Source organism: Streptomyces sp. JLBJ103 (assembly GCF_058215575.1).
Genome location: NZ_CM177089.1, coordinates 3,024,900 through 3,047,891, shown reverse-complemented (window position 1 = coordinate 3,047,891; position 22,992 = coordinate 3,024,900). Strand labels below are relative to the sequence as shown.

Annotated in this window: 29 protein-coding genes; 21 read left to right on the top strand and 8 right to left on the bottom strand. The window is 68.3% G+C overall.

Annotated elements, in window-relative coordinates; genetic code table 11:
- Nucleotides 1-334 precede the first annotated feature (334 nt).
- The 3 genes from AC4BEG_RS13190 to AC4BEG_RS13180 all read left to right on the top strand — a co-directional run bounded on the left by AC4BEG_RS13190 (nt 335) and on the right by AC4BEG_RS13180 (nt 4,580).
- Nucleotides 335-1,186: a hypothetical protein gene (locus AC4BEG_RS13190; RefSeq protein WP_490706076.1), complete on the top strand. Its 852-nt coding sequence runs from the start codon at nt 335-337 to the stop codon at nt 1,184-1,186.
- 158 nt (nt 1,187-1,344) lie between these two features.
- Complete coding sequence (locus tag AC4BEG_RS13185; protein WP_490706075.1) at nt 1,345-3,504, top strand: bifunctional polysaccharide deacetylase/glycosyltransferase family 2 protein; 2,160 nt, start codon at nt 1,345-1,347, stop codon at nt 3,502-3,504.
- 233 nt (nt 3,505-3,737) lie between these two features.
- Nucleotides 3,738-4,580, top strand: coding sequence for a COG4705 family protein (locus AC4BEG_RS13180; protein WP_490706074.1), 843 nt, complete (start codon nt 3,738-3,740; stop codon nt 4,578-4,580).
- Here the strand turns inward: AC4BEG_RS13180 and AC4BEG_RS13175 are convergent.
- Nucleotides 4,561-5,961 carry a sensor histidine kinase gene (locus tag AC4BEG_RS13175; protein WP_490706073.1) on the bottom strand — a complete coding sequence of 467 codons (1,401 nt, stop codon included), beginning with the start codon at nt 5,959-5,961 and terminating at the stop codon, nt 4,561-4,563. The two genes, AC4BEG_RS13180 and AC4BEG_RS13175, sit on opposite strands and share 20 nt — an antisense overlap.
- The gene (locus AC4BEG_RS13170) at nt 5,958-6,629 is read right to left on the bottom strand and encodes a response regulator transcription factor (RefSeq protein WP_490706072.1); all 672 of its coding nucleotides are present in this window, start codon (nt 6,627-6,629) and stop codon (nt 5,958-5,960) included. The genes AC4BEG_RS13175 and AC4BEG_RS13170 overlap by 4 nt, the downstream gene beginning before the upstream one ends.
- Nucleotides 6,630-6,755: 126 nt before the next feature.
- On the opposite strand from AC4BEG_RS13170, the gene AC4BEG_RS13165 reads away from it, so the two are divergent.
- The 4 genes from AC4BEG_RS13165 (at nt 6,756) to AC4BEG_RS13150 (ending at nt 8,920) form a co-directional block, all read left to right on the top strand.
- Nucleotides 6,756-6,908 (top strand): hypothetical protein, encoded by a 153-nt coding sequence (locus AC4BEG_RS13165; RefSeq protein WP_490706071.1) that lies wholly within the window; start codon nt 6,756-6,758, stop codon nt 6,906-6,908.
- 149 nt (nt 6,909-7,057) lie between these two features.
- Entirely contained in the window at nt 7,058-7,201 is a 144-nt protein-coding gene (locus tag AC4BEG_RS13160; RefSeq protein ID WP_490706070.1) for a hypothetical protein, read from the top strand.
- Between the two features lie 332 nt (nt 7,202-7,533).
- Nucleotides 7,534-7,926, top strand: coding sequence for a hypothetical protein (locus tag AC4BEG_RS13155; RefSeq protein ID WP_490706069.1), 393 nt, complete (start codon nt 7,534-7,536; stop codon nt 7,924-7,926).
- A 487-nt stretch (nt 7,927-8,413) separates the two neighbouring features.
- Entirely contained in the window at nt 8,414-8,920 is a 507-nt protein-coding gene (locus tag AC4BEG_RS13150) for a GNAT family N-acetyltransferase (RefSeq protein WP_490706068.1), read from the top strand.
- A gap of 524 nt (nt 8,921-9,444) precedes the next feature.
- Here AC4BEG_RS13150 and AC4BEG_RS13145 read toward each other — a convergent pair.
- From AC4BEG_RS13145 to AC4BEG_RS13135, 3 genes are all read right to left on the bottom strand, one after another.
- Complete coding sequence (locus AC4BEG_RS13145) at nt 9,445-9,810, bottom strand: hypothetical protein (RefSeq protein WP_490706067.1); 366 nt, start codon at nt 9,808-9,810, stop codon at nt 9,445-9,447.
- Nucleotides 9,811-9,971: 161 nt separating this feature from the next.
- Entirely contained in the window at nt 9,972-10,442 is a 471-nt protein-coding gene (locus AC4BEG_RS13140) for an NUDIX domain-containing protein (protein WP_490706066.1), read from the bottom strand.
- Between the two features lie 2 nt (nt 10,443-10,444).
- Complete coding sequence (locus AC4BEG_RS13135; RefSeq protein WP_490706065.1) at nt 10,445-11,188, bottom strand: XRE family transcriptional regulator; 744 nt, start codon at nt 11,186-11,188, stop codon at nt 10,445-10,447.
- Between the two features lie 119 nt (nt 11,189-11,307).
- Here AC4BEG_RS13135 and AC4BEG_RS13130 point away from each other — a divergent pair, with 119 nt between their 5' ends.
- The 4 genes from AC4BEG_RS13130 (at nt 11,308) to AC4BEG_RS13115 (ending at nt 13,902) form a co-directional block, all read left to right on the top strand.
- Complete coding sequence (locus AC4BEG_RS13130; RefSeq protein ID WP_490706064.1) at nt 11,308-11,667, top strand: DUF6415 family natural product biosynthesis protein; 360 nt, start codon at nt 11,308-11,310, stop codon at nt 11,665-11,667.
- A gap of 1,158 nt (nt 11,668-12,825) precedes the next feature.
- Nucleotides 12,826-13,059 (top strand): hypothetical protein, encoded by a 234-nt coding sequence (locus AC4BEG_RS13125; RefSeq protein WP_490706063.1) that lies wholly within the window; start codon nt 12,826-12,828, stop codon nt 13,057-13,059.
- On the top strand, nt 13,056-13,556 hold the full coding sequence (locus AC4BEG_RS13120; protein ID WP_490706062.1) for a hypothetical protein: 501 nt from the start codon (nt 13,056-13,058) through the stop codon (nt 13,554-13,556). Before AC4BEG_RS13125 ends, AC4BEG_RS13120 begins: the two co-directional genes overlap by 4 nt.
- On the top strand, nt 13,534-13,902 hold the full coding sequence (locus AC4BEG_RS13115) for a hypothetical protein (protein ID WP_490706061.1): 369 nt from the start codon (nt 13,534-13,536) through the stop codon (nt 13,900-13,902). The genes AC4BEG_RS13120 and AC4BEG_RS13115 overlap by 23 nt, the downstream gene beginning before the upstream one ends.
- Before the next feature lie 524 nt (nt 13,903-14,426).
- Here the strand turns inward: AC4BEG_RS13115 and AC4BEG_RS13110 are convergent.
- From AC4BEG_RS13110 to AC4BEG_RS13100, 3 genes are all read right to left on the bottom strand, one after another.
- Entirely contained in the window at nt 14,427-14,717 is a 291-nt protein-coding gene (locus AC4BEG_RS13110; protein ID WP_490706060.1) for a hypothetical protein, read from the bottom strand.
- The gene (locus AC4BEG_RS13105; RefSeq protein WP_490706059.1) at nt 14,714-15,070 is read right to left on the bottom strand and encodes an ATP-binding protein; all 357 of its coding nucleotides are present in this window, start codon (nt 15,068-15,070) and stop codon (nt 14,714-14,716) included. Before AC4BEG_RS13105 ends, AC4BEG_RS13110 begins: the two co-directional genes overlap by 4 nt.
- A gap of 108 nt (nt 15,071-15,178) precedes the next feature.
- Nucleotides 15,179-15,610 (bottom strand): NUDIX hydrolase, encoded by a 432-nt coding sequence (locus tag AC4BEG_RS13100; protein ID WP_490706058.1) that lies wholly within the window; start codon nt 15,608-15,610, stop codon nt 15,179-15,181.
- An 86-nt stretch (nt 15,611-15,696) separates the two neighbouring features.
- Between AC4BEG_RS13100 and AC4BEG_RS13095 the strand changes: the two genes are divergently transcribed.
- The 10 genes from AC4BEG_RS13095 (at nt 15,697) to AC4BEG_RS13050 (ending at nt 22,968) form a co-directional block, all read left to right on the top strand.
- Entirely contained in the window at nt 15,697-16,482 is a 786-nt protein-coding gene (locus AC4BEG_RS13095) for a GntR family transcriptional regulator (protein WP_490706057.1), read from the top strand.
- 186 nt (nt 16,483-16,668) lie between these two features.
- The gene (locus AC4BEG_RS13090) at nt 16,669-17,019 is read left to right on the top strand and encodes an SCO3933 family regulatory protein (RefSeq protein WP_490700947.1); all 351 of its coding nucleotides are present in this window, start codon (nt 16,669-16,671) and stop codon (nt 17,017-17,019) included.
- A 5-nt stretch (nt 17,020-17,024) separates the two neighbouring features.
- Nucleotides 17,025-18,392, top strand: coding sequence for an FtsK/SpoIIIE domain-containing protein (locus AC4BEG_RS13085; RefSeq protein WP_490706056.1), 1,368 nt, complete (start codon nt 17,025-17,027; stop codon nt 18,390-18,392).
- A gap of 80 nt (nt 18,393-18,472) precedes the next feature.
- Entirely contained in the window at nt 18,473-18,682 is a 210-nt protein-coding gene (locus AC4BEG_RS13080) for a hypothetical protein (RefSeq protein WP_490706055.1), read from the top strand.
- 23 nt (nt 18,683-18,705) lie between these two features.
- Nucleotides 18,706-19,479, top strand: coding sequence for a DUF2637 domain-containing protein (locus AC4BEG_RS13075; RefSeq protein ID WP_490706054.1), 774 nt, complete (start codon nt 18,706-18,708; stop codon nt 19,477-19,479).
- Nucleotides 19,480-19,491: 12 nt separating this feature from the next.
- Nucleotides 19,492-19,677 carry a mobile element transfer protein gene (locus tag AC4BEG_RS13070; RefSeq protein WP_490706053.1) on the top strand — a complete coding sequence of 62 codons (186 nt, stop codon included), beginning with the start codon at nt 19,492-19,494 and terminating at the stop codon, nt 19,675-19,677.
- Nucleotides 19,678-19,690: 13 nt separating this feature from the next.
- Nucleotides 19,691-19,885, top strand: coding sequence for a hypothetical protein (locus AC4BEG_RS13065; RefSeq protein ID WP_490706052.1), 195 nt, complete (start codon nt 19,691-19,693; stop codon nt 19,883-19,885).
- A 464-nt stretch (nt 19,886-20,349) separates the two neighbouring features.
- Nucleotides 20,350-21,642: a replication initiator gene (locus tag AC4BEG_RS13060; protein ID WP_490707077.1), complete on the top strand. Its 1,293-nt coding sequence runs from the start codon at nt 20,350-20,352 to the stop codon at nt 21,640-21,642.
- Complete coding sequence (locus tag AC4BEG_RS13055; RefSeq protein WP_490706051.1) at nt 21,635-21,817, top strand: helix-turn-helix domain-containing protein; 183 nt, start codon at nt 21,635-21,637, stop codon at nt 21,815-21,817. Before AC4BEG_RS13060 ends, AC4BEG_RS13055 begins: the two co-directional genes overlap by 8 nt.
- Entirely contained in the window at nt 21,817-22,968 is a 1,152-nt protein-coding gene (locus tag AC4BEG_RS13050) for a site-specific integrase (protein ID WP_490706050.1), read from the top strand. Before AC4BEG_RS13055 ends, AC4BEG_RS13050 begins: the two co-directional genes overlap by 1 nt.
- Nucleotides 22,969-22,992 lie beyond the last annotated feature (24 nt).

Sequence of the window (22,992 nt, the reverse complement as noted above, 5' to 3'; positions counted from 1 at the left end):
GGTACCGGTCCGGTACGCACGCCCGCCGGATGCCGACACCGCCGGACCTCTCTCCGTGCTGCCGCTGCTTCCCCCCGGTGAGCCGCGCGGAGAGGGAAGGGGCGGCTGGGAACCCGCCCACTGCACGGGTTCCCGGCCGCCCATGCGCAGCGGATCGCCGGTGGGCGGCCGGGCGTGGTGGGTGCGTGATCGGCCCGCTGCTCACTCCTTGTCCTGATCGCCCTTTTCGGGGGCTTCGTAAGTCCCGCGAGGCCCAGGTGTAACACTTCCGGCCGCGTTCGCTCTTTCCATGTGGGCGACCGCACCGGTCGGCCAGGACAAGGGGACACGACTCGTGCGGTGGACAGACGAAAGCGGAGCAGGGTGCGGCGAGGATCCGTACGGCAGCCCCGGCTACACCTATGCCTACGGCCACGAGTACGGCTACGGCCACGAAGTCGGCTACGGCCACGAGTACGGCGGGGGCGTCACCACCGCCACCGCTTCGCCGGCCTGGGACGGGGTACAGCCCTGGGACGGGGTACAGCCCTGGGACGGGGTACAGCCCTGGGACGGGGTACAGCCCTGGGACGGGGCGCAGCCCCCGCCGACGGGTCACGCCCCGACGGCGTGGGACTCCCCGCACGGTCACGTCCTCCCGCACGGTGATGTCCTCACCGCTCAGCTCCCGGTGTGCGACACACCCGGCGACCCCGTCCCAGAACCGGGTACGTCCGAGAGTGAGTCCGTGCGGCCCGTCTTCGTCGATTCCTCCGGGCGACGCCAGCGCCGCGTGCTCCGCGCCGCCCGGCTGCTGGTGATCCCAGCCGGCGGCTATGTCGCCCTGCTGATCAGCACGATGCTGGGCGGCCCCAGCATCAGCTCTCCGTCCGTTCCGCACGCGGACTCCACGCACCCGGCCGCGCCCGGGGCGGCCGCACCCGACTCCTCGTCCGGCACCGGACACTCGACGCCGAGCACGAGGCCCACCGCGGCGCCGAAGAACTCCGACACCGCGGTGCCCAAAGCCCCCAGCCCCACTGATCGGTCGGCGGCCTCCACCGCGCCGGCGGCTGCGTCCCGGCCCACGGCCGTGCCCACCACGACCGCCAGTCCGACCTCGACGACCTCGTCGGCCTCGACCGCCGCCCCTGGACGCTCCTCCAACGGGCGGGCCGTCGGCTCGTCCCACAATCCCGTGAAGTGATCCAAGGCTCTGACGTGAGCGATCGCCGACGCCGCAACGCTCGTGCCCGCCGCCGTGGCCGCACGCGCCAGATCACACCCCGTGCCCACTGGCTCCTGTTGAGCGTGCTCGCGGTGACTCTGTCGATGGCCCTCCTGCTACAGGGGTACACCCACCACATGTTCGGGATCACGGCGGACGCCGTGACCGATGCCCGTGGCCCGAGCGAGGCGGTGCCCGGCCAGGTGGCCCACGGCGGTCCCGTGATCGCGGACGCCGCGGGCGCTGCGCACGCCGCTCGGGTCAAGGACCGCACCATCGCGCTCACCTTCGACGACGGTCCCGACCCTGTCTGGACGCCGCGCATCCTGGACGTACTGCGCCGCAACCATGTGCACGCGACGTTCTTCGTCGTCGGAACCCAGGTCGTGGCCCACCCGGAGCTGGTCCGCCGGATCGTCGCCGAGGGCCACCAGATCGGCATCCACACCTTCACCCATCCCGACCTGGCCCGCCTCGCCCCATGGCAGCGTTCCCTGGAACTGCGGGAGACGCAACTGGCGCTGGCCGGCGCCGCGCGGGTCACCACCGCGCTGCTCAGGCCGCCGTATTCCTCGAAGAACGACGCGCTGGACGACGCCGACTGGTCGGTCCTCGAGCAGGCCGACGCGGCAGGCTATGTCGCGGCGCTCTCCACACAGGACGCCGAGGACTGGCAGCGCCCCGGTGTGGACCGCATCCTCGCCAACGCGACCCCCCGCGGCCACGCGGGGCAGATCGTGCTGATGCATGACGCCGGCGGTGACCGGTCACAGACCGTTGCCGCGCTGAGTGTCCTGATCCCACGGGTCAAGGCGCATGGCTTCAAGTTCGCGACAGTCGGTGCCGCGGTCGGCATGGCCGGGTCCGTCCAGCGCGCCGGGCTCGGCGACCATCTACAGGGGATGGCGCTCATCGGGCTGCTGCAAGTCGGGGACTGGGTCGTGTGGCTGCTGGGCGTGCTGATGTGCGCGGCCGGAGTGATCAGCGTGCTGCGCGCGGCGGTAGTGCTGATCGCGGCCCGTCGGCACCGGCGGCTGCGGACGGGGCGCCCGGGCCGGTCCTGGGGGCCGCCGGTGACCGAACCGGTCAGTGTCATCGTCCCGGCGTACAACGAGAGCGCCGGGATCGAGGCGGCCGTGCGCTCACTGCTCGCCTCGGACCATCCGGGGGAGATCATCGTGGTGGACGACGGTTCCACCGACGGCACCGCCGACCTGGTGGAGTCGCTCCACCTGCCGGTGCGGGTGATCCGCCAGCAGAACGCGGGCAAGCCCGCCGCACTCAACACCGGACTCGCTGCCGCCACCTACGACCTGGTGGTCATGGTCGACGGTGACACGGTCTTCGAAACCGACACCGTCCGCGCGATCGTGCAGCCCTTCGCCGACCCCCGGGTGGGCGCCGTGTCGGGCAACGCCAAGGTCGTCAACCGCGGTGGCCTGCTGGGCCGCTGGCAGCACATCGAGTACGTGGTCGGTTTCAACCTCGACCGCCGCCTGTTCGACCTCGCCGAGTGCATGCCGACCGTCCCCGGAGCGGTAGGCGCGTTCCGCCGCCGGGCACTGCTGGCCCTCGGCGGCGTCAGCGACGTCACCCTCGCCGAGGACACTGACCTGACCATGGCGCTGTGCCGGGCCGGCTGGCGTGTGGTGTACGAGGAGGGCGCGGTGGCCTGGACGGAGGCGCCCGCGTCACTGAACGCCCTGTGGCGGCAGCGGTACCGCTGGTGCTACGGCACCCTGCAAGCCATGTGGAAGCACCGCGGCGCGCTGGTGCAGCGCGGCGCCGCCGGGAAACTGGGCCGCCGCGGCCTGGTTTACCTGCTGCTCTTCCAGGTCCTGTTGCCGCTGCTCGCACCCGTCGTGGACATCGTGGCCATCTACGGGCTGCTCTTCCTCGACCCGGTCCGGATCATCGGGCTCTGGCTGTCCTTCCTCCTGCTGCAATTGCTGATGGGCCTGTACGCGTTCCGCCTGGACGGAGAGAGGCCCGGCCCGCTGTGGAGCCTGCCGCTTCAGCAGTTCGTCTACCGACAGCTGATGTACCTGGTGGTGATCCAGTCCGTCTTCACCGCCGTGTCGGGCTCCCGGCTGAGATGGCAGCGCATGGAGCGGTACGGCAGCCTCCAGGCCCCGGCGGGGGCACAGACGCGCAGCGACGATCTGCCTCCGCAGGTCCCCGGCAGCCTTCCGCGACCGGCACCGTACGAGCCCCTCCACCAGCCGGCGTCGTACGAGGGGCATCCATCGATACCGCCTCACCCCGAATCGTATGAGGCATCACAGTTGTACTGGTAAGTCAGTAGTCGTGCGTGCATGCCGTTGGGGGCTCTGCGGGTCAGAGGCCCCCGCGACGTGGACGTACGCGCAGCCGCAGCCTGATGTTGTTGCAGAGGGTCGTCGTAGCGTCCGCCACGGCGGCCTGCCGAACGGACTCCCAGGCCATCATGGGCGCGCACGCGGTGACCGTGGCCGCTGACGGCACACGTGCTCAGGATGCGTTCAGGTTGCGGATGACACGGTCGGGCACCATGACTACTGATATCCCTGGGGCCGTTGAGGCCCACGAGCCACCTGGCTCCGCCCCTGCCGGTGTCGGCCGTCGTCCCCGCTGGAACAAGGTCCCCGAAGTCACCGTGTACTTCTGGGTGATCAAAGTCCTGTGCACCACCGTCGGGGAGACCGCGGCGGACCTGCTGAACGAGAAGCTGGGTCTGGGCCTGACCGGTGTGTCGTTGCTGATGAGCGTGCTGCTCATCGCGGTACTGGTGGCCCAGTTCCGTACCACCGCCTATCGCCCCGGTGTCTACTGGCTCGCCGTGGCCCTGATCAGCGTCGTGGGCACGCTGGTCAGCGACAACCTCACCGACAACCTGGGCGTACCGCTGGAGACCAGCACCGTTGGCTTCGCGATCGCCCTCGCGGTGGTGTTCGTCGCCTGGTACCGCAGTGAGCGGACGCTGTCCATCCACCACGTCGACACCACCCGCCGCGAGTCCTTCTACTGGCTCGCCGTCCTGTTCACCTTCGCCCTGGGCACGGCCGCCGGCGACCTGGTCGCCGAGCGGATGGACCTCGGCTACTGGATCTCCGCCGGGTTGTTCGCCCTGGCGATCGCCGCCGTCGGGGTGGCGCACTTCGCCCTCGGTCTGGACGCGGTGTGGAGCTTCTGGATCGCCTACATCCTGACCCGCCCGCTGGGCGCGTCGATCGGCGACTACCTCTCCCAGCCCACCGCCGACGGCGGTCTCGGGCTGGGCACCGTGGTTACCAGCGCGCTCTTCCTGGTGGTCATTCTCGGCCTGGTGGTGTTCCTGACGGTGACCCGACGGGATGTGAGCGAGCCGGAGCGGCTCAGCCGGCGGGCAAGCTGACCACGAACCCCGCCCCGGGCGTGTGCTCCGCGTTGTAGGTGACCTCGCCCCCGGCGGAGCGGGCCAGGCGTCGCGCGAGCGGCAGCCCCAGGCCCGCTCCGCCGTGTCCGTCTTCGGGGTCGGCGCGCCTGCCCGGCTGGAACAGCTCCCCGGCGAAGGAGGCCGGCACACCGGGCCCGTCGTCGACGACCTCGACACGTACCCCCGTCGGCACCTGGGAGACCCGCACGCCGACGCCTGTGCGCGCGTAGCGCAGCGCGTTGTCGACGAGCGGGCTGACGATGCGGTCCAGCAGTGTGGCGGGTACCCCGGCAACCAGCGCATCCGGGCCAGTGACCGTGACGGCGGGCTTCCCGGCGGCGGCGAGGCGGTTGGTGAGGCGGTTGGTGAGGCGCCGCAGCTCGGCCATGACATCGGCCGTACCCGGAGCGGTCTGTGCGGTGGCGCGTGCGTCGTCGAGCAGGGTGTCGCAGATGGTACGCATCGACTCGGTGGCATCGGCGATGGACGCATGAGTGGAGCGGGTCTCGGCGGTGGAGCGGGGACGTGCCTGCCACCAGTCGAGTTCGGCTGTGATCCGCGCCAGGGGGTTGCGCAGCTCGTGGGACAGCTCATGGGTGAGTTGTTGTTCATGGCGGAGGACGGCACGGATGCGGTCCAGGAGTTCGTCCAAGGAGGACCCGAGCCGTGAGAGCTCGACGGGGTGGCCCATGCCGCCGAAGCGCTGGTCGGAGGCGACCACGCTCCACTGGGTGGCTTGTTCGGTCATCGCCCTGACGGGGCGCAGGGCGCGCCCCACCGTCAGCCGGGTGAGGACATAGGTGCATACCAGGACCGTGCCGTCCAGGGCGAGGGAGGCGATCAGCAGGGTATCGGCCGACGCGTGGTAAGGAGCGAGGTCCATGGCGGTGACGACGGCTGCGCGCGAGGTTCCCGCCCGTGCCGTGCCCACGGGCACGGTGCACAGCCGTATGGGGCCATCGGCCTCCAGATCGGCGCACCGTTTGTCGCCGTGGGCGGCGAGGCGGGTGGCGGTGCGGGTGACCGCGGCGCCGGCCGGTGCGGAGGCGGGGTGCTCAAGGAGCCGGGTGCCCGCGTAGATCCACACGTTGGTGTCGAGGAGCGCGTCGTCCGGGGTTTCCAGGACCCGTACCGGATCGTGGCGGGTGTCGACGGTCGCGGCCACCGCGGCGGCCCGGGTGCGCAGCTCGTCGTCCGCCTGCTGCTGAAGGTGCTGGCGGACGACCGCGTTGAACACCACCGTGAGGATCACCATCACCAGCGCCGCGGTGGTGAGCGCCACCAGGGACAGCCGGCCGCGCAGGGTGCGGGGCCGGCAGCGGGAGGCAAGGGCGAAAAGGCGCGGCGGGGCGGACCTCATGACAGACGGTGTCCGACCCCGCGGGCGGTGCTGATCGTCAGGGCGCTGCCCGCGTCCCGGATCTTGCGCCGCAGGCGGCTCAGATACTGGTCCAGCGTATTGTCGCTGACCTGCGCGCCTTCCGGCCAGCCGGCTCTGATGAGCTCCCGTCTGGGGACCACCGCCCCCAGGCCGGCCATCAGCACGGCCAGCAGACGGAACTCGGTGGGTGTCAGAGCCACCTCGACGCCCCGTACGCACAGGCTGTGCTTCACCGGATCCAGGACCAGGTCACCTGTGGTGGAGGTGATGCGGGCGGCGGCCTCCGACCGTTTGAGGGCGGCGCGCAGCCGAGCCGTGAGCTCGGCGAGGTGGAACGGCTTGGGGAGGTAGTCGTCACCCCCTGCGGAGAACCCGCTCAGGCGGTCGCTGAGCCGGTGGTGCGCGGTCAGGAAGACGACAGGGCGGAGGAACCCTTGCGCCCGCATCGCCTGGCAGACATCCCGTCCGTCCGCATCGGGCAGCCCGACGTCCAGCACCACCGCATCGACCGAACTCCCGACGAGCCGCAGGGCGGTGGCACCGTCCCCGGCGGCCGCTGTCCCGAACCCCTCGTCGCGCAGGCCGCGCACGAGCACGTCCCGCAGGGCGTGATCGTCCTCGACGACCAGGATGGTGGTGGGATGCAACGTGGTTCACCTCACAGACCCGGGCCTCGCGCCCAGGGATTCCCGCCACGCGCGCGCTCGACGGAACAGGAGCACACGGTGCACGGGCGACTACATGCAGGTAGACGGTCTACGTCACTGTAGACGATGACGAAGAGGTGGCAGTTCCCGAGCGAGGAGGGCGCGGACCGCCCCGCTGCGGGTCGGGCGGGAGTGGTCGTCGAGGGGCGCGCCGGGTCGGCGACGACCGAGGGGCATGTCCTGGCCGCCACCGGCACATTGCGGGGGCCAGAGGAGTAACTGGGTGGAGCCTGCCGCGCGCCCACTGACACCTCGAGCCCGGTCGCGGCCAAGTGCCGGCACTCGGACGATGGCGGCCCGATCGTCATCATCCCCAAGCCCAAGGGCTGACGCGTAGGCTGCGGGCCGGAAGAGAGAGGAGAGCGACCATGGAGTGGATCGACCCGAGGTACGCCGAGTTGGTCGCCGCCATGCGAGCCGCTCAGGCGGAGGCCGAGGAGAACCCGCGCATGGCCGGGCGTCTCCAGGGGTTCATCGTCCCTGACTCCGACCCCGGCCCGCTGCCGCGCTGAGCCGGGCCCCGCTTGCTCGTCGCCAAGGTGGCGCGCCGGCGGGGCCGAACTGCTGGAGGCAGGCCCGTGCCGATCCGAACCGAGCGGGGCGTCCTTTGTGGCTGCCCTGATCGTCCGCAACGAGGTTCCTCTGAGCGAGCAGCGCGAGACCACGGACGACAACTCAGCGGCACCGCGGCAGTCTGTGACGCGTCGGAGAGGACCGCCGACACGCGCGGGCAGTGGTCTCTGTGCCAACTGGGGTGTGTACGCAGTGCTAACGACTTCGAGCTATTCCGCTGCGAACATGTGATCTGCCCGGGCATAGGCACGGGCAGAGCACAAGGGGAAGCATGAAGAAGTCCATAAAGCTGCGCGGTAGCGCCCTGATCGGTCTCACCGCCGCCGCCCTCGGTCTCGGCGTGTTGAACGCATCTTTCGCTGCCGCCGATTCCTATATGGCGGACACTGCGGCCGGGTACGTCGAGTTCAACCCCGATGGCGACAAGTTCTGGGTCTACGACACGACTCCGGACGGCTACTCCGCCGCAGTCCAATACAAGATTGAAGGTCAGAGGATCGTCACCCTGGTCAACGATCGGGGTGCGGACAGTTCCAAGTCTTTCGTGCGGAACTTCCCCGAAGATCGGTCCATCGACTTCCGCGCCTGCGCGTTCAAGACCAGCACCCACAAGGTCTCCGGCTGCGGCGACTGGGTCAGCGCCTATACTTTCTCGTACCCGTAAACGGCCCACTGATTCCACCACCCCGCGCACAGCGGGATACCGGGTGTGGGCCTATGGCAAACGCCCCGAGCCAAGATCGGCTCGGGGCGTTTTCGCTTGTGCTCCCGGCAGGATTCGAACCTGCGACCAGCTTTAGGAGTTCGTCACCCCTGATGTGGTGATTGGTCTGTCGGCATCTCGTCCCAGGCCGCTCGGTGCACGGCGAGTCTCGCGATGCGGCGATGTGCGCTTCTGTTGCCGTCAACGACTGCCGTCAGGCCACCACGGGTTCCAGGACAGTTGTTGCCATGCACACGATCGTTACCCTGAGCTGCGCGAACGCGACCCTGGCTGGCTGTCGAGGCATCGTAGTCCACCAGGGGGCCTCAGCATGATCTGAGCGGCTCATCGAGCGATGGACTCCACCGTTAGGCGGGGTCCGAAGGCTCGTGTGACTAGGTGGTGATCACGTCCTTCTCCACTCGATCGACCGGCTTATGGTTCCTGCATGACGAGCACACTCCGTCTGGAGAAGATCACCCCGGACAACTTCGATGTCGCGATCGGGCTGCGGGTCCGACCGGATCAGGAGCACCTGGTCGCGCCGGTCGTGAAGTTACTGGCCGAGGCATACATCTATCCCGGCATAGCCTGGCCCCGCCTCATCCTCGACGGTGACCGGCCTGTCGGCTTCCTCATGGCCTTCTTCGACATCGATTGGAGGGGCGACGGCACAGGCACTGACATCCGATCCGGCCTCTGGCGCCTCAACATCGCAGACGGCGAGCAGGGGCGCGGCTACGGTCGCTTCGCGGTCAAGTCCGTAGCTGCTGAAATCCGCCAGCGCGGCAGCACCCGCATGACCACCACCTGGCATCCAGGCGGGGGCGGCCCTGAGAGCTTCTACCTCAGGCTCGGGTTTCAACTGTCGGGCGAGACAAGCGGGAGCCAGACAGTCGGCGAGCTGGACTTGCGGCTATGCCCTGACCTATCAGACAGGCTCCAGACCTCTTGATCCGTAGGTTCGGGCAGGGTGCTGGTGAGGACCCAGACAGAGTCCCAGGCAGTTAGTCATGGCGCGCGGCTGACCGGCTCCGTGTGCCGTCGTTGATGTCAATCTTGATGTCACCTGTGGCTACCAGCTGGCCCGAGCTGAACGCCGTCCCGTCACTCTGAAATTGCTGGAAGACCTAGCCGGAGCGGGACAACTTTCCCTGCCACTTCAAGGCCCGCGCACGGCGCGGGCGCGCCCCGCCTCTGTGGCTAAGGCCGAGCGGCACGTGGCGGCGTGCCCCTCTTGCCGAGGCTCTATTCAGTGTGTGAAATCGCTTCGCCCAGCGTTGACCGCGTCGGGCATCTGCGCAAGCTCAGCACCGAGTGCCCGGCGCGCCGCGGCGACGAACTCACCGTTCATAGCAAACCGAGCCTGGAGCGCTTGCGCTCGGGCAGACGGATCGAGCTCAGCGGCGCAGTTCGCCTCATCGGGATGAGAGCCCACGATACGTGCATGTAGACGAAATTCGTCACCTACACTACGCACTACTGCGGCCCCAGCTCTGCGACGTTCTCCGGTCCCACCAGGCGAACTCGGATGTAAGCCTCATCCAGTGCCCTGCGCGCAGCGAATCCTGCTTCCCAATGCGGTGGCTCGGTGAACGGCCTTGCCATCCAGCCGCTATCCAGCAATCGGTAAGCAGCATCAGCCTGAGACAGGAATCGCTCGTACGATTCGCGCCGCATCTCTCTGTAGGCGTTCGCGCGCTGCTCGGCGCGTTCCTCCCCTGCCAGTAGAGCCTGATGCCGTAGTTGCCTACTGTTTGTCCAAGCGGAGACCGAGCCCGCCAGCCCTGCAGCAGTCAGCGTTGACAAAGAAGTGACCAAGGCAACCGCGACCGTTTCATTCACGGCCGCTATTATCTCGTACCTGGACGTCCTACGTCCCTGTTTTTGGTCGCCGCTTCGAACTGAGCCGGGCTGACATCCAAGCCTCATCAACGAGCTCACCGACTGGGTCTCGCCGCGGGATGGGTATCTCCTCAATCGGGTGGTGCGGAGCCCTACGGTTATCAACCCAGGTAAGGGCGATCACGATGCTCCAGGAAATGACGAAGGCGGAGCCGCTGTGTGTGGTGCATGGGTAGCTCGTCCAACTCCCCCTGCGACACGAACCGCAGCTCCGTGGACTCGTCCGACATTGCCAACTCCCCGCCAGCCAACCGGGCTGTGAAGCAGACGTTGAACTGTCGGCGCACCTCGCCATCCGTGTACGCGATGACGTGCCGGGGGTCGGTGTACGTGCCGACGAGACCCGTGATCTCGACGTCCAACCCGGTCTCTTCCTTGACCTCACGGACCGCCGTACCCGGCAACGAGTCGGTCATCTCCATGCCGCCGCCTGGCAGCGCCCAGAGGTCGTTGTCCCGGCGGCGCTGGAGGAGAATGCGGCCCTCCTCGTCGGTGACGACGGCGGACGCGGCCACTACCAAGCTGTTCGGCTCAGGTGCGTCCGGGTCGTCGTAGTACTCGGTCCGTGCCATGGTCAGTCTTCCCCTACCGGTGTCGCCGTCGCCCACACCGCGTCGAAGCTGGCGGTGTACGTGTCGAACATGCCGCCTACCCCGCTCCGCCGCAGATGCCACACCGGGGCAGCGAAGGCGTTCACTCCCCAGACGTGGGCATTGACCAGCACCTGATCATCGGCGCGGTAGATCGAGTTGTAGAGCGCCGTGGCGTGGGTCCGTACCTCGATGCCCGGTGTCCCGATGAGGGGGCGGTAGTGCATGAGCGCGAGTTGGCACCGGGATTCGATCCCGTGGCCGAACTTCTCTTCCTCGCCCCGCAGTCGGACGTTCTCGCTCTCGGGGTCCCCGATGGCGATACGGACCGCACAGCCCTCGGTAGCTCGCTCCTGCAAGAGGTCGTTGAGCCGGGGGTACGCCTCGTGCAGGAAGACAGCCGCGTACACCAGGACGTCGATCTGCTGGCGGGCCTCAGAGAGCATGTCCACGAACGTGGACACCGGGATGTCCGCCCGCTGGTCGTAGAGCGCGACAAGTTCAGGGCTCACCGCGCGGGCGGGTCGCGACTGTCGGAGCGATGGCCATAGTGCGTGCACGTCTTCTCCAAGCGTTTCAGCCGCCTTCATGGCCGTTGACCTGCGCGGCGTACGTCCCAGATTCGCCCATCGCTCAACGGACTTGGGGTCGACTTCGACCTTCTCCGCGAGGGTGGCGTACGTCCAGCAACCGGCCGCCATGGCGGCGCGTAGCCTCTCGTTCGGCATCCGAGTCTCTCCCTGCTCCCGGGGACGGCACTAGGGACGTTTTACATGACGCGGGACGTCCCAAAGTGGGGTTTGGCGGTGGTTCCTACGTCCTGGCGAATGGCCAGAAGATGCGTTCCATGGGCACCGACAACACTCTTCGAGCAGCTGTGGACGTCGACGGGATCAGGTCAGCGATCAACCGCGCTCTGGTGACGCGGACGGGGCTTCCTCCGTACAGGGAACTGGTGGAACTGCACCAGACGCTGCGGGGGCACATCCTGACGCTGTTACCTCTGGCTCAGGCCCGGGTCGAGCGCATGGATCGGGGCACTGTGGCCTGGTACGAGCGACGGTGTCGATTGAACACCATCCCGCACAAGGCAGCCCAGGGCCTCGGATCCGGTTTGCAGTCCGCAGACGACCACGTACGGAGCCTGGGCTACGCGTGCAAGTTCCTCCTGGAGAACTCAGGCCTCACTCAGGGGCCAGACCAGTGATGTGAAGACCGGGCGGGAGCTGTCGTCCGTGGGTCGGCTCGCGGCTCCCGTCCTCACGCCCCCTGGGTGTGGTGGCTGTGCGGCGGACAGCGCCCCGTTCGCTGGATCGCAGATCTCACCCACCACTCCCAGGGCGGCGGCGGGCACTGCACCGTCCGTCGCCAGCGGTCCGGCTTCCCGTCTCGTGCCCTTGACGATCCGCGGGGCGGGGGCCGGGCCGCGCACAACAACCGCAGAGCAAGACCGGACTACCCCTCAAACCCTGGCAGGCGTGGGGTAGTCCGGTGTGGAGTCCCAGTTCAGGACCCCGGTGCCGATGGTACCGGGGTGGTTGTCGTGCTCGGGCACGCTGCCTCGGCTGGCCTGTACGCCGCGACGCGGAAGGGGACTTGAGCGGGTGCGCATGACACGGGAGGCAATCGATGTGGGTTTCGCGGAGGTGCGGTTGCGGACGGAGGTGCACCGAGAGGGCGATACCGCTGGATCGGGTCGGTCCCCGTGCCAGCTTGATTGGAGTGTTGAGGGGGCTGGCACTGATGCCTCAGGTAGGGAAAGTCAGCCACGATGGCGGGAGAGCCTGCAGAGCACCCGCACGTATGGACCTCAATCACCCACCGGCAGCAACCACTCTGCCATGTTCTTGATCTTTGACCCGCAGACGCCTCCGCCCCGGCCGGCCGAACAGCGATGGCGCGACCGGTCCGCAGACCGCCACGAAAGCGGGCGCCGCGCCACGGGCCTACACGGTCCGTCTGGCTGCTGAGGTGATCGGTGGCCCGTGCGCGTCGTAGGTAGAGAACTGCCGTCAACCTCTGCCGTCAACGCCCCCACGATCCAAGATCGTGGGGGCGTTCGGCCTGTTCAGGTCTGGTGCCCCCGGCAGGATTCGAACCTGCGACACCCGCTTTAGGAGTTCGATCACCCGTCCCGCATAGCGGTTCCATACGGTGCCCGCAGGGCCGCCCTCGACCGCCCAGAGTCGTTGAAGTGCGTCGTCGTTGATGTCAGCTGTAGATGTCAGTTGCCCCTCAAAGAGCATGCTCACAGACGGCGATATGCGGACCGATCGACGACCACGGGGTGTCGGTGTATGCGATCAACCCTCCCTGCTAAGTAGGGTTCTGAAGGACCATCACTAACTCCCAGGGGGGAACCGTCATGACCGAGATAGTCGTCGCCTTCATCGGCGGAGCGTGTGTGCTAGGCGCCGCCGTCATCACCGCGCGGTGGACGCGCTCACGCCCCGTCAGTGATCCTGTCCCTGACCGAACGCCTCCCACCAGCAACGCGCAGTCGGACGGCGTTACCATCAACGCCCCCGACTCCGGGCAGATCATCGGGACGAACAACGGCAACGTGTCGCAGACCAACTACCGCGATGGCAAGCGGTGAAGCTCCCAACGATCAGCACTGCGGCGTTACTCGGGCTGGCTCAAGGCGTTTTCGCCGTCATTCTCGCCGTGCTGGTGGCTCTGTTCGCTGGCGACCTGATTGATGAACGGTTCCCCGAAGTGCTCCCGACCGTCGGACGGTTGCTGGGGCGCCTGGTTCAGCTGTCCTCCGACGAGTACACCGCAGCGTTCATACGGGATCGGCTCCTCATCTTCGCCGTCGTCGGTGTGGGGTTCGTCTTGTGGGTCACGCACAAGTGGCCCACCTTGGTCAAGACCATCGGGCAGGCGCTCAACCCGTTTGCGCGGGTCGGTGTGGCTGCCGTCTCAGCTGTCGCCGCAGTCCTGGTCGCGCTCATCCTGGCTGGCCCGCTCGGCCAGGCCAAGACGAAAGGCGAGTGCGTCTCCTCCTTCCGGCTGCGCCTGGACCACGCGCCCTCACTGGTGAGCAACACGGCATGCGGTGAGGGGGACCATGGCCGCGCTCCACGCCATTGACCAGTACATCCAGACCAATAACGGCAACGTCTTTCAGACGATCATCAACAACGTGGGCGTCGATGAGGAGACCAAGCAACAGGTACGGCGTCTGGCGGTCTCCTCGCCCGAGATGATGACCAAGCTGGACGCGATGCTGAAAGAATCGGGCGATGTGAAGGCGGCCGCAGCGCTGGTCCGGGATGCGAGCGACATCCTGACCGGTAAAGGGGGTTCATCGGCCTTGTTCACCGACGAGGGCGACGACCCCATGTTTCCCGGCAAGGGCGAACGGGAGCTCCGCAAGGCCATAGCAGGCCCCTTCTTGGTGCTCCTCGTGACCGTCGCCTTGATCCTCTGGTTGTGACCCTCGCCGCAGCTGAGGAGCAGTAAAGGTGCGGTCTGTTGTGTGATTGCCCGGCAATCACCGTGATGCCCTGTGGCTTACCGCCCATACGGCGTGGGAGCGGCACGTGCCTTCCCCGCTTCCTCAACCCACGACCTTCCCCAGCTCCCATCCCGTCGCCGTCGTCCCACACACCGTGGAGCGGGCGTGGTTCCTGGCGTCCAGGTGGAGCGCGCCACTGTACGAACGACCTGGACGCCAGGGGCCGCGTCTGCTCGGCTCTGCCTGGGACGACGGTGACGGGATGGGAGCTCCCACGCACGCCACAATGGACCTGCGGGCGCAGACGGAGCCCCCGCCATCCCGGAGCCTGAGCGCCCCCGCCGGAGGCATATCTTTGACGGTCATCGCCGCTCCTTGTCGCATGCGGCACCCGGGCGGGCCGGGCGCCGGAGCGGGACGGAGGCAGGAGCGGCGGCGCGCGGGCCGGGCGGGTGCCGCGCCGCGCTTGCGCGGCGCCTTGAACCCGTAGAGAAGGTTGTAACTCACCTTCGGCGCTTGGCGCGTTCGCGCTCCGCGATGGTGATGATCCGCTCAACGCCGTCGATCTGCTGCCGGAGCCTGTTGAGCACGTCGGTGCGGGCCGACTTGATGAGGTGGTCCGTGGTCGGCTGGGTGCCCGTGACGGTTCCGCTGGGGACCCAGAACGTCTTGTGGCTGCACTCGCGGACGATGTCCTGGCAGGTGCGGATCACCCAGTTCATCGCGATCGTGATCTCGGCGCGGTGCAGGTCGTCCAGTTCCCAGCCGTCATTGGTCTCGGGTCGGGACGTCATTGGTCCGCCTTCTGGGGTGCGACGAGCTGGGCGGTGACGGTGCGGCCGTGCTTGCTGCCGGTGATGTCCAGGCGGCAGGCGAGTGCCATGACGATGCTTAATCCGCGGCCGTGGGTGTCGTATGGGTCGGCCTCTGTACCACGGGGTTCGTCGGGGTGGCCTCCCTCGTCGGTTACGGAGATCGCGACGGTGCGCGGCAGCAGGGACAGGGTGAGCTGGAAGGTGCCGAAGTCGCTGCCGCTCGTGGTGTGGCTGACGGCGTTGCTTCCGAGCTCGCTGACGATCAGCTCGGCGTCGTCCGCGCAGGGGTGTCCGCTGAGGATTTCCCGGGTCCAGCGGCGGGCGCGCGTCACTTCTTCTCGGAAACCTGGGCACATCAGCCCCCAAACTCGCGGGCTACTCATATACTCGTCCATACAAGTTCCTTCATGCTGGTAGGGGCTATGGGTCGTGGGTTCGTGCTAGATGAGTCGCACGCCGTCGTGAGCGCGGATGGCCGGCGGGCTGGTGTTGTCGAGTGCGTCCAGGACGCGGATTGCGTATGCCTCGTCGGCGAGCTCGGTGACCTCTTCGCGGGTGGCCCAGCGCAGAGCGCGGGTTTCCTCGCCGGTGGTCGGGGCGCCGTCGATCGCCTCGCAGCGGAAGACCATGGAGACGATCAAGCCGGTCATGTTCTTGTAGACGCCGGTGAGGGTCGCGGGAAGCGCGATCTTGATCCCGGTCTCTTCGAGGACTTCTCGCTGAAGTGCGTCGGGGATGGTTTCTCCGCGTTCGAGCACGCCGCCGGGCGGCTCCCACTTACCGTTGTCCCGTCGCTTGATCAGCAGCGCACGACCCGCGTCGTCGACGATGACTCCGGCGACGCTTACGGAGTGCGGGCGCTCAGTGCTCACGTTCCTCGGCCCTCTCGGCTGGCTAGGCTCTCACCGTAGCAACCCGGGGCGGCCGCTCGTCTAGATACCTAAAGGAGTACACGTCCATGCCTTCTCTGACCTCGGTTCTGGGTGTCCTGGATCCGACGAGCGACCGGGCGGTGTTCCGGCAGATTGCCGACGCGCTGCGGGAGGCGATCGACAAGGGGCGCTTTCGTGAGGGCGACAAGCTGCCCTCGGAAACAGAGCTGGTCGACCACTTCGGGGTCTCACGCATGACCGTCCGGAACTCGCTCTCCCTGCTCCAGCAGGAAGGGCTTGTGGTCTCCGAACATGGCAAGGGTGTCTTCGTCCGGCCCCGGCCCCCGGTCAGGCGGCTCGCCTCGGACCGTTTCGCCCGCCGTCACCGCGAGCAGGGGAAGTCGGCCTTCACGGTGGAGGCCGAAGCCGCGGGGAGTCGTCCGGAGGTGGACGGCCTGGAGGTGAAGGAGGAGCGGCCGTCGCCGGACATCTCGGCCCGGCTGGGCTCGCCCCGCAAGGTGCTCGCTCGGCGGCGCCGGTATCTGCTGGACGGACGGCCGGTGGAGTTCGCGACCTCCTACCTGCCGCTCGACCTCGCCCGGAACACTCCGATCGCCCAGCCCAACCCCGGCCCCGGCGGTATCTACGCCCGGCTGGAGGAGATGGGGCACCGCCTGGACCACTTCGATGAGGAGATCCGGGCCCGGATGCCCTCTCCCCAGGAGGTGCGGACGCTCCAGCTCGCCTCCGGTGTGCCGGTGATCCACCTTGTCCGGACGGCTTACGACTCCGAGGGGCGTGCGGTTGAGGTCTGCGACACCGTGATGGCCGCTGACGCGTACGTCCTCGCGTACCAACTGCCTGCCAACTGACTGACGCCCGGGGCGTGGTGGCCCCGGAGCCACTTCTTCTGACTCGTACACACGAAGATGCATACTCGTATAGACGAGTGGGCAAGCTGTGTGGCAAGGTGGTCCTCGTTCCCGCTCGTTCGGGTTCGACCATCCCAACTCATCTAGACAACTAGGTGTGATGAAGTGCGAGGCAAGGAGAAAGTGTTGCGTTCCATCCGCGTTGAGACCTCCGGTGCCACGGTCCTGCTGACCGAGGCGCCGGAGCCGAAGATCAAGGACCGGCAGACCGGCGAGATCGCCAAGGACGCGCAGAGCGGCGAGAAGTTGATGAAGCTCGGCGTCGTCTACATCGATGGAGGGGAGTCCTCTCTCCTTCAGGTCACCGTGCCGGAGAGCGGTGTGACGGAGGGGCTGGCACTCGGTTCGCCGGTCACGCTGATCGGGCTGATCGCCCGGCCGTGGGAGACCGTGTTCAACGGGCAGCAGCGGCACGGGATCGCCTTCCGTGCCGACGCCATCGCTCCGGCCGAAATGCCGGTTGGGGCGGGGGTCTGAGCCCGATGGCCGACGTGCTGACGTTGATGGAGGTGGGTGGCCCGGTCACCGGAATGGTCGGCGGGGCTGCCTACCTCCGGGCCCGGCATCCGGCCGCGTACTGGTCCACGGTCGGCCTGCCGGTCTCCACGGCGAAGCTGCTGGGCTCGTACGGCTCCGTCATGGATGCCTGCGGGCTGACCGTCCCGCCGTCCCGGCTGCGGGCCTGGGCGACACACGCGCTCACCCACCGGGAAGTGCGCCCCGTCCCGCCCCGACGTGGGCTCATCCGCCCGACCTCGACCGGACTGCGTGTCCGGCTGCGGCTGGCACCCGGGCAGGAACCGGCCGACGTCGCGGCCTCGGCTGAACGGCTGCGACACGCCTGGGGAGTTCACGGTGTGTACGTGGAGGTGGTGAAGCCCGGTGTCGTCGAGCTGCGGCTGATCGGCTTCGACGTACTCAGGAAGGTCCGGATGCCACGGAAGACCGGCGGTGGCTTCCTCAAGGTGCCGGTGGCGCTTAAGGAGGACGCGACACCGTTCGTGCGCGACTACCGGACCGTCCCGCACCAACTCACCCTGGGCGCGACACTGTCGGGGAAGTCGATGTTCCTGCGGCACTTGATAGCCGGGCTGGCCCGGCAGTCGGTCGCGCTGGTCGGGATCGACTGCAAGAGGGGAGTGGAGCTGGCGCCGTTCGCTCCCCGGCTGTCGGCACTGGCCACCGACCCCGTGCAGGCGGCTGACCTGCTGCCCGCCCTCGTTGAACTGATGGAGGACCGATACGACTTGATCAAAGCCCGGCAGGGCATCCCGCCCAGCACACCGGATGAAGAGATCACCTCTGACATCTGGGGCCTGCCGGAAGACGAGCGACCGGTGCCGGTCGTGCTGCTCGTCGACGAGGTTGCCGAGCTGTTCCTTATCGCCTCCCGCAAGGACGAGGAACGACGGGACGAGATGGTCACCCAGCTCATCCGGCTCGCCCAACTCGGCCGCGCGGCAGGCATCTACCTGGAGGTCTGCGGACAGCGCTTCGGCGCCGAACTCGGCAAGGGCGCCACGATGCTCCGGGCTCAGCTCACCGGCCGCGTCTGCCACCGCGTGCACGATGAAGCCTCCGCCAAGATGGCACTCGGCGACATCGCCCCCGAAGCGGTCGGCGCGGCCTGCGCCATCGCTCCTGAGCGTCCTGGCCTCGCGGTCGCCGGGGACACCTCCGGTGGCTGGTCCCGCATCCGCACCCCCTACCTGTCCCTCGGTGACGCCGCCGAAGTCTGCCGCGACACCGCGCACCTCGCTCCGGACCTGCCCGCGCTGGAAGCGTTCCGGCCCGATGTGCCGGCCGTTCCGGTGAGCGCTCTGACGTCGCTGCTCCCGGCCAGCAAGTAACCCACCCATCCCACGGTCGGCGCGACCGCACCCGCGCCATGTCCCTACCCCCGCCATGCCTGAAACCGATTGGAGTACCTGTGTCCCGTCCCTCCATCTCCGAGGTCTCCGCGCTGCTCGCTGACCTGGCTGACTTCCGCAAGTCCAGTGCCGGGGATCACGCGGAGCTGATGAGCCGCAAGGCGGACCTGTTGGAGCGCATCGCCGCCGCCCAGCCCGGTGACGCCGAGGCCGCCGAGGTCGCAGCAGCCGCCCGTGCGCGTGCCGACGAACTCACGGCGGGCGACTGAACGGACTGAAAGGAATCCCACCTATGCGCGCTCATATGGCGCGGGTTGACGCGGTGCTCGTGCAAGCGGTCATCGCCGCCGCGCTGTCCTTCGCCCACCTGCACGACCTGGCCTCGGCGGCCGGACAGGGCGGGTGGAAGGCGTGGGCCTATCCGGTCTCCGTCGACCTGCTGCTCGTGGCAGCCTGGAAGCGGCTGCGGTCCGGCTCGTCCAAGGGGGCGGGCTGGTGCTGGTTCATCGTCGCCCTGGCCGCGTCGCTCGGAGCGAACGTCGCCACCGCCGGACTGCTCGACCTGGCCGACGTCCCTGACTGGCTGCGCATCCTCGTCGCTGGATGGCCCGCTGTCGCCTTCCTCGGCGGAACACTTCTCGCCCACACGAGTGCTCCGCTCAGCAAAAGAGACAGCAGCACGACACCGCAGAAACGCGACGGGCGACCGCCCGCCATAAGGCGGACCCCCCACACAAGGCGGCAGGCTGGCGCGGTCGCCGATCTACTCGAAACCCGCACCACTCGGCCGGGTACCCAGCCGAGTGAACGGAGCGAAGCCAACGATAGCTGCAGTGGCGAAGTGCCTGACACTCAACCCGCTGTCGGTGAACCAGTCGGTTCCACAGAGGACTTGGCCGATCCACAGCTGGCAACGGTCAAGTTGCCACCCGCCCTCGTGGCCCACGCGCGCAAGCTCGCCGACGAACACCACGTCCGAACTGGCTCGCCCATGGACACACCGACGCTGCGCGCCCGCCTCGGCGTCCCGGCACCGCTGGCCGACGCCATCGCCGCCCACCTCTGAAAGGAGTCCTCCATGCTCCGCCGCTTCCGCAACATCCTCCGTATCGGCCCGGTCCGCATCGGCACCGCCAGCGACCAACGGGGACGGCAGAAGCACACCGCCGTGTGCACCGCTCCCCGCTGCGACTTCTCCGCCGACTACGACACCCGCGCCGCCGCCGAACTGGCCGCCCGCACCCACCGCTGCCCCGTCCGCTGAAAGGAGTTCGCCTGTGACCGTCAGCCTTCCCCTGGTCTTCATCCTGGGCGCCATCGCCTGGTTCGCGATCAAGTTCCTCGGCGTCCGCGTCTGGATCGCAGTCGTCATCGCGCTGTTCGGCTTCTGGCTCGCCCACACCGGGTTCGCATCCCTCGTGGAGTCAGGTACGCGCTCCGGCGTCGACACCGTCAACCGCGAACACGACTAGACGAGTAGGTAAGAGGAGGTCGCCGTGTTCCGACCGAAGTACCCCGAAGCCCCCACCCCGACGACCGTCCACACGCCCGCCCCAGTGGTCCAGCACAGCCACCCTCCGGCCTGCTCCTGCCAGCACGCTCCTGCGCCTGCGCCTGCTCCGCAGACGCCGTTGCTCGGGCCCAGTGCCCGGACGGTCGGTGTCGTGCTCGCGGTCGGCGTCGTCCCGACCGCGCTCCTGGCGGCCGTCGTCATCACGGCCATATCCGTCGCCGTGGCCGCCGTCGTCATGCGCTCGCTGCTCAGCAGCCAGCGCCACCGCTGACCCACAACGAACACCACTGCCGGGGCGGCCTCGATACCGCCAAGCATCCGCCGCCCCGGCAGCCCAACCCCTCGAAAGAGGTGACACCCATCATTACCCGCACCACCCCGCCGCCGCTGCCCCAACTCGGCAACCTGGCGGCCCTCGGCACCATGCCCGCACTGCTCCGTCAGCTCTCCGGTCTCGGCGGCTGCACCACCCCGATCCGCCTCGATGGCCACCGCACCGAGCACCACGTCAACCGCGAAACCGGCGAGATCGGCCGCGTCCTCCGTCACCTGGACTCCACCGAACTGCCCGCCGGGCAGCTCCTGGTCCGCTGCAACAACCGCCGCACCACCCGCTGTGCGGCCTGCGCCGAGACCTACCGCCGCGACACCTTCCACCTGATCACCGCCGGACTACGCGGCGGCAAAGGCACCCCGGAAGACGTCGCCACGCACCCGCGCGTCTTCGCCACCTTCACCGCGCCTAGCTTCGGCCCTGTCCACAACCGGCTTACCGGCCCGGCTGGCACGGTCCGGCGGTGCCGGTGCGGCGTCCGCCACGAACAGGAGGACGACGCCCTTGGTACACCGCTCACCCCGGACCGGTACGACTACGAATCCGCGGTGCTCTGGAACGCCCACGCGGGCATGATCTGGCGGCGCTTCTCGATCTACCTGCGGCGAGAGGTCGCCAAGCGGGCCGGACTCAGTCAGCGAGCCCTCCGCGACCACGCCCGGCTGTCCTTCGCCAAGGTCGCCGAGTACCAGAAGCGTGGCGCGGTCCACTTCCACGCCGTGATCCGCATCGACGGCCCCGGCGGCGGCGACACCCCGCCTCCGGCCTGGGCCACGGTCGAGCTGCTGACCGACGCCATCCAAGCGGCTACGCCCAAGGCCCAGGTTGCCGGACCGGTCATCGACGGACGGGCCCACACGTTCGCCTTCGGCAGCGAACTCGATGTGAGGCCCATCCGGGGCGCCGACTTCAACGGCGGCCAGGAGGTAACCGACCGGGCCGTGGCCGCGTACATCGCCAAGTACGCGACCAAGGGTGCCGAGACGGCGACCGGTGCCCTGGACCGGCCGATACGGCTCATCGCCGAAGTGGCCTACCTGGACATCACCGAGCACGCTCGGCGGCTGATCCGCACCGCTCGGGCTCTCGACGCCCGCAAAGACCTGGAACACCTCCGGCTCCGCGCCTGGGCTCACATGCTCGGCTTCCGGGGCCACTTCTCCACTAAGTCCCGCCGCTACTCCACCACCCTCGGCGCACTCCGCGACGCCCGCGCAGCCTGGCGACGTGCCCAAGCGGCCGCCGAGCTGGAGCACGAGGAGACCACGCTCGTCCTCGCCCACTGGGCCTACGCCGGAACCGGCCTCACCCCCGCAGAGGAATGGCTCACCGCCACCATCACCCCCGCCCCCGGAACGGAAGGAGAACCAACTCATGTATGACGACGAGCTGTTGACCGTGCGAGAGGTGATGGTCCGGCTGCGACTCGGCCGCTCCACCGTCTACGACCTCATCCGTTCCCGCCGTCTGCCCTCACTCACCATCGGCCGCTGCCGCCGCATCCCGGCTCGGGCCGTCCGCGAGTACATCGCCAACGAACTGGAGGCGGCTGCCTGATGGCCCAGCAGCGCAAGCGCAACCCCAACGGGGCAGGGACGATCACCAAGCGCAAGGACGGCCGTTACCAGTGCGCCGTCTACGTGCTCCAGCCGGACGGCACCCGGGCTCGCAAGTTCGCGTATGGCAAGACCTGGGCAGAGTGCGATGCCAAGCGCCGGGAACTGCTGGCCAAGGTCGACGGCGGCATCCCCGTACCGACCCGTTCAGCCAAGCTCGCCGAGTGGCTGCCGTACTGGCTGGACAACGTGATCAAGCCGCGTCGCAAGCTCAGCACGTTCGACAAGTACGAGGCCCACGTGCGGCTCTACCTTGTGCCGATGATTGGGGCCAAGCGGCTGGAGTCGCTGGGCGTCGCCGACGTGCGGCGATTCCTGGTCCAGTTGGAGAAGAAGACCACCGCCGCCACCGCCAAGGAATCACACCGTGTGCTGCGTACGGCTCTGGCGGCTGCCTGCCGGGAAGAACTGATCACGCGCAACGTGGCCAGCCTTGTTGAGCCGCCACGGGCAAAGGGACGAGAGCTGAGCCCGTGGACGCTGGACGAGACGCTGACCTTCTTGTCTGCCTCCCGACGGGATCCGCTCTATGCGGCGTTCGTCCTGGCCATCACGATGGGCCTGCGCCGGGGGGAGATCGTCGGGCTTCGCTGGGCTGACGTCGACCTGGAGAAGCGTGTGCTCTATGTCCGTCAGCAGACGCAGCGTCGGCGTGGAGTGCTGTACGAGGACGCCCCCAAGGGGCGACGCCGACGAGCTGTCCCGCTGCCCGCGATGTGTATCGCGCCGCTTCGATGGCACCGGATGCGGCAGGCAGGCATCCGGGAGAGCGCGGGGGAGAGGTGGCAGGGCGGCGGCCATGTCTTCGTCACCCGTACCGGGCGACAGGTCGAGCCGCGCAACATCTACCGCTCGTTCACGCGCGTCGCGGCGTCTGCTGGGCTTCGGGTGATCCGGCTGCACGATGCCCGGCATGGCTGCGCCACCCTGCTGACTGCGGCCGGGGTCGCTCCCCGCGTCGTGATGGAGATCCTCGGGCACAGCCAGATCAGCATCACCATGGACGTGTACACGCACGTCGTGCAGGACACCCAGCGGGAGGCCATCAGCCACATGGACCGGCTGCTGAGGAGGCATCCTGGTCGTCAGTGACCGCCACCGTTGATGTCAGATGTG